This window comes from Neisseria iguanae, from assembly GCF_003013245.1.
Classification (GTDB): domain Bacteria; phylum Pseudomonadota; class Gammaproteobacteria; order Burkholderiales; family Neisseriaceae; genus Neisseria; species Neisseria iguanae.
Genome location: NZ_PXYY01000107.1, coordinates 1 through 7,760 on the forward strand (window position 1 = coordinate 1; position 7,760 = coordinate 7,760).

General features: G+C 47.9%; 5 protein-coding genes and 1 pseudogene. 1 reads left to right on the forward strand and 5 read right to left on the reverse strand.

Going from position 1 to position 7,760, the window contains the following annotated elements; translation table 11 throughout:
• The 5 genes and pseudogenes from C7N83_RS12170 to C7N83_RS12190 form a co-directional block, all read right to left on the reverse strand.
• Window positions 1-126, reverse strand: a pseudogene (locus C7N83_RS12170) (NADP-dependent 3-hydroxy acid dehydrogenase); the annotation flags it as partial.
• A gap of 70 nt (window positions 127-196) precedes the next feature.
• Window positions 197-1,186 (reverse strand): signal peptidase I, encoded by a 990-nt coding sequence (lepB, locus tag C7N83_RS12175; protein ID WP_106742956.1) that lies wholly within the window; start codon window positions 1,184-1,186, stop codon window positions 197-199.
• Window positions 1,186-2,979: a translation elongation factor 4 gene (lepA, locus tag C7N83_RS12180; protein WP_106742958.1), complete on the reverse strand. Its 1,794-nt coding sequence runs from the start codon at window positions 2,977-2,979 to the stop codon at window positions 1,186-1,188. The genes lepB and lepA overlap by 1 nt, the downstream gene beginning before the upstream one ends.
• Before the next feature lie 115 nt (window positions 2,980-3,094).
• Window positions 3,095-5,011 carry an acyltransferase family protein gene (locus tag C7N83_RS12185; RefSeq protein ID WP_106742959.1) on the reverse strand — a complete coding sequence of 639 codons (1,917 nt, stop codon included), beginning with the start codon at window positions 5,009-5,011 and terminating at the stop codon, window positions 3,095-3,097.
• A 275-nt stretch (window positions 5,012-5,286) separates the two neighbouring features.
• A complete protein-coding gene (locus C7N83_RS12190) occupies window positions 5,287-5,988 on the reverse strand; it encodes a 5'-methylthioadenosine/adenosylhomocysteine nucleosidase (RefSeq protein WP_106742961.1) in 702 nt (233 codons plus the stop codon).
• Between the two features lie 399 nt (window positions 5,989-6,387).
• On the opposite strand from C7N83_RS12190, the gene C7N83_RS12195 reads away from it, so the two are divergent.
• Complete coding sequence (locus tag C7N83_RS12195; RefSeq protein ID WP_106742963.1) at window positions 6,388-7,524, forward strand: PilT/PilU family type 4a pilus ATPase; 1,137 nt, start codon at window positions 6,388-6,390, stop codon at window positions 7,522-7,524.
• The last annotated feature ends 236 nt before the right edge of the window (window positions 7,525-7,760 follow it).

A 7,760-nucleotide genomic window follows, 5' to 3' on the forward strand; every position in this document is an offset into this window, starting at 1 on the left:
AAACTGCACGTTTTTATACAAATCGGATACGCGTTCGTTATCGCCTTTAAAGCGCACATTGGAAAACTCAGTATCGCCGCACAAGCCCGGCTCGATGTTGGTCACGCGGATGTTTTTACCTGCCAAAATTGAAAACAATTCATCAGGAATAAAAAGCCGTCTGGAAATCATTCAGACGGCTTTTTATTATTGGTTTTTATTTAATCGATGTACCGATACGGCTCATGTCACCGAAGTTCATCCATACAAAAAATGCTTTGCCAACAATCAGTTTATCGTTAACGAAACCCCAATAGCGGGAATCTTCGCTGTTGTCGCGGTTGTCACCCATCATGAAATAATGACCTTCGGGCACGGTGCATTTGAAGGCTGAACCGTCTTGCGTGTATTCGCAGTTTTCCCGGTAGGCAAAATCGGCGCGTACGGCTTGCGGTAGAAAGCTCGGCTGCCCGGCCATTTTCAGAACTTGAAAGCTGTGGCTGCCGATATTTTCTCGGAAAGCTTCGGCTTCAATGTCCACCATGCCGTATTGGCGGGTATTTTCGGCGTAGGTCTGCATGCCTTCGGATTGTTCTACAATGGTTTGGCCGTTGATACTCAAGATTTTGTCTTTGTACTCAACCACATCACCTGGCAACCCGATGGCGCGTTTGATGTAGTTGATACTCGGGTTTTCCGGATAAGCGAACACCACCACATCGCCATGCCCAACCTTACCGGTAGGAACCAACACATTATTGACAATTGGTGTACGGATGCCGTATGAAAACTTGTTCACCAAAATAAAGTCGCCGACGACCAAACCCGGACGCATGGAACTTGACGGAATCTGGAAAGGTTCGGCAATAAAGGTGCGCAATACAAACACAATCAGAATAATCGGAAAAAAGCCGCTCATGTAATCGGTGAAGTGGCCTTCGTCTTGATGCGCGAAATCTTTTTTCTTCAGACGGCCTTTGTGGATGAACCACACAATACCGGTAAATACGACAAACACCAGTAATACGGCGGTAAAACTCATAAAAAACGACAATACGCCAAACACGCCGACCATCATCAAGAGATAGCCCCATTGCAGGCCGCCGCTCCATTCGCCGTTTTCTTCGCGCACTTTGCTGCTTTTCAAATACAGTACCACGCCGAATACAAAAGCGGCGATGGCTGCAAACAATAAATTTGTACCCATTATTTGTCACTCACTTGCAAAATCGCCAAGAACGCGCTTTGCGGAATTTCCACATTGCCCACCTGTTTCATGCGGCGTTTACCAGCTTTTTGTTTTTCCAACAGTTTTTTCTTACGTGTGATGTCACCGCCATAACATTTGGCCAATACGTTTTTACGCAGGGCTTTGACGTTTTCACGGGCGATAATCTGGCTGCCGATGGCGGCCTGAACAGCAATGTCAAACATTTGACGAGGAATGAGTTCGCGCATTTTGGCGGCTAATTCGCGGCCGCGGTGTACCGCACTCTGACGGTGCACAATCAGGCTCAAGGCATCGACTTTTTCGCCGTTGACCATGATATCCAATTTAATCAAATCAGACGCTTGGAATTCTTTAAACTGATAATCCAGCGAGGCATAGCCGCGCGAAGTGGACTTGAGTTTGTCGAAGAAATCCATCACCACCTCGTTCATCGGCAAATCGTAGGTCAGCATCACTTGGCGGCCGAGATATTGCATATTTACCTGCACACCGCGCTTTTGATTACACAGCGTCATCACATTGCCGACATATTCCTGCGGCACGAGAATGGTGGCGGTGATAATTGGCTCGAGAATGGTTTCAATCTGGCCGATATCAGGCAGCTTGGATGGGTTTTCCACCTCAATTTTTTCGCCGTTTTTCATCACCACTTCATACACCACCGTCGGCGCGGTAGTAATCAAATCCATGTCGAATTCACGTTCCAAACGCTCTTGCACGATTTCCAGATGTAAAAGGCCGAGAAAGCCGCAACGGAAACCAAAGCCCAAAGCCTGCGATACTTCCGGCTCGAATTTCAACGAAGCATCGTTCAGTTGCAGCTTTTCCAAGGCATCGCGCAAGGCTTCATAATCATGGCTTTCTACCGGGTACAGACCGGCAAATACCTGAGACTGTACTTCCTGAAAGCCCGGCAACGGCTCGGCGGCAGGATGACCCATCAAGGTGATGGTATCACCGACTTTAGCCGAACCCAATTCCTTGATGCCGGTAATCAAAAAACCGACTTCACCGGCCTTCAATTCCTGTTTGGTAACCGATTTCGGTGTAAACACGCCCAGTTGTTCGACTTGTGTTTCAGCACGGGTGGACATAAAACGCACTTTGTCTTTCAGCTTCAAAGTGCCGTTCTTAATGCGGATCAGCATCACCACGCCGACATAGTTGTCAAACCATGAGTCGATAATCATCGCCTGCAACGGTGCGGTTTCATCACCGACGGGTGGCGGTACTTTTTTGACGATTTCTTCCAGCACCTCTTCCACCCCCAGGCCGCTCTTGGCCGAACACGTTACCGCGCCGACCGCATCGATACCGATAATGTCTTCGATTTCCTGCGCCACGCGTTCAGGGTCGGCGGCAGGCAGGTCGATTTTGTTCAACACCGGCACCACTTCCACCCCCAAATCAATGGCGGTATAGCAGTTGGCCACGGTTTGCGCTTCCACCCCTTGCGAAGCGTCCACCACTAACAGCGCGCCTTCACAGGCGGAAAGTGAACGCGATACCTCATAAGAAAAGTCAACGTGTCCCGGCGTATCAATCAAGTTGAGCTGATAGGTTTGACCGTCGCGCGCTTTGTAGCTCAAGGCTGCGGTTTGCGCCTTAATGGTAATGCCGCGCTCTTTTTCAATATCCATAGAATCCAGCACCTGCGTGCTCATTTCACGCAATTCCAAACCACCGCAATGCTGAATGAAACGGTCGGCCAGCGTTGATTTACCATGGTCGATATGGGCAATAATGGAGAAATTTCGGATATTTTTCATGTGGTTATTTTGATGGAAAGTTCGGTAGCTCAAAAGGCCGTCTGAAAAATCTGCTAGGGTTTCAGACGGCCTTTTGCAATGAAAATAATTAATTACGCATTTTAGCGGAAAATGCTTATTTTTGCATATTTTTCTTTACCAATGCAGCTTCCAAATCTGCCGCCATCCAATTGACCAAAATATCTGCACCGGTTTTCGACAGATGGTCGGCATCGGTGTACAGCATATGTTCACGCGAACCGTCGGCACTGAGCAGGCATAATCGGTATTCCCGATGGCCGGTTTCACAAAGATAACGGGCTGGGTCAATAAATACCGCCCCTGCTTCTTCCGCAGCCTGCTGCAACCGTCTGCCCAAATCCGGCAACAATACCGCCGCCGCATCCATTACACCTTTCTCGCCGCCTCTATCCGCCAAAGATTTGTTATAGGCCCGTTCGGCAGAAATATGCCAACGCGGTGTATTGCCGATAACCACCAATCGAGATTTGGGCGATACTGCTTCAATCTGTTTCAGGGTAGCCGCCAGATAATTTGCCGTTTCCGCATAGGCAACCGGTTTTTTCTCGCTGAACCATATACTGTGTAAAATGACTGCATCGTAATGATTGGCGGCAATCTCGTCTAAAATCCGCTGATTGATGGCAGCGCAATTACCGCGCACCGGACCTTCAAACCCGACCAGCGGCGGGCATGACGACTGAGTGAGCTGGGTTAGGGCAATATCGTGATTTCGGGCATAACCCGCCAACCCCTGATACAGCGAAGCAGCATGACTGTCGCCCCACAATAAGACTTGATAATCTCCCTTCTCATAGCAATTAGGTGCATGTTTGTCTTGATGGTCATCTTGAATCAGGCAGCTGTGGCGGCGAGCATGCTCATTCCAGCCGTAATCGATTTTATGTTCCAGCTTTTGAAAATAAAAATGCCCCGCCAAACCAACTGTAAACAGCACCATACTGCCCATACCACTGATTTGGAAAATCCGTTTGCGGGAAAATAGCGTTTTATTGCGAAACGGCGCTTCCACATAACGCCAGGTAAAATAAGCCAATACCAGCGACAACGTTGCTAGAGCCACCATCAGCGGATAAGGGTGCACTTCAAATTCAGACCTCACCCGTGCCAATGCAAACAAAGGGTTATGCCATAAATAAGTGCTGTAACTGATCAAACCTATCTGCACCATGACCTTGGTACTCAGAATTTTGCCCGCCCAAGTATCCGGCGTAGCCAAGACAATAACCAATACTGAGCCGAGAATTACCGGCAGCACGCTGGCACCGGGAAACGGCATATATTTGTCATACAGAAAAACCGGCAATATCACCAGCAGCAACCCTAGCAAACTGCCCCATTGGTTGACGGCAAATTTTTTCTGCTGCAAAGAGTAACGGCGCAGATACACCGCTGCCAAACTGCCCGCCATCAATTCCCACGCCCGAAACGGCAACAGATAAAACACCGCTATCTGGTAGCGCGACAGCGCCCACTCCGAAGCCAGAAAACTGATTCCGCCCAACAATACCATCAGCAGTACAATCCATTGTTTACATCCGGCTTTATACAGCCCCAACAGTAATAAAGGGAAAAGCACATAATACTGCTCCTCTACACCCAAACTCCAGGTATGCAACAGCGGTTTTAATTCGGTTGCAGTATCAAAATAGCCGCTGGTCAGCCAAAATAAAACATTTCCCGAAAACAGGGATATTGCGGCCAAACTCTGTGAAAACGCTTTCATTTCAGACGGCATCAACCATAAATACGCCAGCGGGTAAATACATATTAAAACAAAAAGCAATGCCGGTAAAATACGGCGGAAACGGCGTTCATAAAATTCGACAATAGAAAATTTACCGGCATCCAAATCACTCAAGATAATGGTAGTAATCAGATAACCGCTGATAACAAAAAAGACATCCACACCGACATACCCGCCCTTAAAAGCAGAAATCCCCGCGTGAAACAAGATTACAGGCAATACGGCAAATGCACGCAACCCATCAATTTCGCGACGATATTTCAAAGCTCTCCCTCCCAGGTTTAAGTTCGGTTATTTCGAAAAAGTTGTTTCGAAAAAATGGCTGGGGATTATAACCTATTACCTGCACCACCTCCGTTCGCTTATCAATCAAACGGTTAAAATCTGGCCATGACCGGCTTGGTGTTGTGATTTTTAGCTTTTACGATCAGACCACCTTCGAAACTTAAAAGATTTGTCATTTCTACGCAGACAGGAATAACGAAATAAACTACAAAAAGCATATACAGTAAGCATAATCTCCGCAGGGAATCTGTTATTTATAGCGCGGCCACAATCTGTATCACCATCTTCGCCGAGCTGGCTGCCGCCGTTTTCAAAAATTCTTCAAAGCTAATGTCTGCTTTTTCATCAGCGGAATCAGATATGGCACGGATGACCACAAACGGCGTTTCCAACTGGTAACACGCCTGCGCAATCGCCGCAGCTTCCATCTCCACCGCCTGCACTGTTGCAAAACGACTGCGGATAGCTGCCACATGCTCGCTGCTGTGAACAAACTGGTCACCACTCACAATCAAACCTTTCGATACCGCCGCACCTTCAAACACCTGCGCCGCCGCCGTTACTACTGCCATTAAATCTTTATCGCTGTCAAACATCTCAGGTAATTGCGGCACCTGTCCGACTGCATAACCGAAGGCCGTCACATCGACATCATGGTGCGTCACTTCGCTGCCGATGACCACATCACCGACTTTCAAACCGTGCCCCAAACCACCGGCGCTGCCGGTATTAATGACCACATCAGGAGCAAACTGATGAATTACCCACGAGATTGCAATCGCCGCATTGACCTTGCCGATACCGCTCAAAACCAGCACCACGCGCTTACCGGACATTCCGCCCTCATAAGCCTTAAACTTACCGAAAACCAACGGTTTCATATCCGTCAGGCTTTCGCGCAGCAATTCGATTTCCTGCTCCATCGCGCCGATAACGGCAATAGTTTTAACTGACATATCCGACCTTTCTTTACATTGTGCGGTGCATTATACCTAAATCAATAAAAGGACTTATCCCCTAATCTCTGTAAATTTACACCCAGCCCAAAATTAAAATATCAAGGCAACAGATTACAGAGATAGTACCAAGCAGTACGGGTCAGATTAGTTTGCCGCTTTAGCAGCTTGGTTCATCTCCACGGAGTGCACGGCGAGATAATGCCGGCGTTTATTTCTTAGGTTTGGTATTACACAACAAATCCGAATTTCTGATAAAACTTACCCTTATGTATTATTGTCAGCAAAATTCCACAGATTTTTAAAATTTCCCCACCGTTTATCCTGATTGCAAGCGCAGCAGCATTATCCTTGTTATAATTACCAACCAAAGTAAAATAAATTACGATATTTATTAACATGATACATAATAATCATCCTCCTCAAAGCGCAAAAGACGAACTTTTTTCCTGGCTGCGCCACATGAATAAATGCAAAGGTTCGGATTTATTCATTACCACCAATTTCCCGCCAGCCATGAAAGTGGACGGCAAAATCACCCGTCTCAACGACACACCGCTGACAGCCGAACAATGCATGGAGCTGGCTTTTTCGATTATGAATACCAAGCAAATCGAAGAATTTTCCAGCACCAACGAATGCAACTTCGCCATCAGCCTGCCCGATACCAGCCGTTTCCGCGTCAACGCCATGATTCAACGAGGCGCAACAGCAATGGTGTTCCGCGCGATTACCAGCAACATTCCCAAATTCGATACCCTGAATCTGCCGCCGGTATTGAAAGATATTGCGATGAAAAAACGCGGCTTGGTGATTTTTGTCGGTAGCACCGGCTCCGGCAAATCTACCTCGCTGGCTTCGCTGATTGATTACCGCAACGAAAATTCGTTCGACCATATCATCACCATCGAAGACCCGATCGAATTCGTGCACGAACACAAAAACTGCATCATCAACCAGCGCGAGGTCGGCGTGGATACCGAAAACTGGATGGCTGCACTGAAAAACACTCTGCGCCAAGCGCCGGATGTGATTTTGATTGGGGAAATCCGCGACCGAGAAACCATGGATTACGCGATTGCTTTTGCCGAAACCGGCCACTTGTGCATGGCCACTCTGCACGCCAACAGTACCAACCAGGCACTTGACCGCATCATCAACTTCTTCCCTGAAGAGCGGCGCACGCAGCTTTTAACCGATTTGTCGCTGAATCTGCAAGCATTTATCTCGCAGCGTTTGGTACCGCGCGAAAGCGGCAAAGGCCGTGTAGCGGCAGTAGAAGTGTTGTTGAATTCACCACTGATTGCCGAATTGATTCACAAAGGCGAAATTCACAGCATTAAAGAATTGATGAAAAAATCAACCGCGCAAGGCATGCAGACATTTGACCAGGCGTTGTATGAACTGTATGAGCGCGGCGACATCAGCTTTCAGGAGGCCATTAAAAATGCCGACTCCGCCCACGATTTGCGCTTGGACATTCAATTGCGCAGCCGTCGCGCGCAGAATGCCGGTCCGGATTTGGAATTGATTTAAGCCATTCAATTAAAAAATTCATTTGACAAACCAAAGGCCGTCTGAAACGCTTTCAGACGGCCTTTATTCAATAAAAGCTTAGCGCAGCCTGACGGCACGTGGTTTAACGCGATCAAAGGCCATCTGTCTCCGCAGCAGTGCCGCCAAACGATGACTGATGGTTTTCGCAGCGCAAAACTCAGCCCGTTTGCCTGTCGCGTGCGGCATGGCAGATACGTTTTTCATGGGCAGAATTA

Coding starts and splice junctions, on each gene's coding strand:
- lepB (WP_106742956.1), bottom strand. CDS start 1,186: ATGGGTACAAATTTATTGTTTGCAGCCATCGCCGCTTTTGTATTCGGC.
- lepA (WP_106742958.1), bottom strand. CDS start 2,979: ATGAAAAATATCCGAAATTTCTCCATTATTGCCCATATCGACCATGGT.
- C7N83_RS12190 (WP_106742961.1), bottom strand. CDS start 5,988: ATGTCAGTTAAAACTATTGCCGTTATCGGCGCGATGGAGCAGGAAATC.
- C7N83_RS12195 (WP_106742963.1), top strand. CDS start 6,388: ATGATACATAATAATCATCCTCCTCAAAGCGCAAAAGACGAACTTTTT.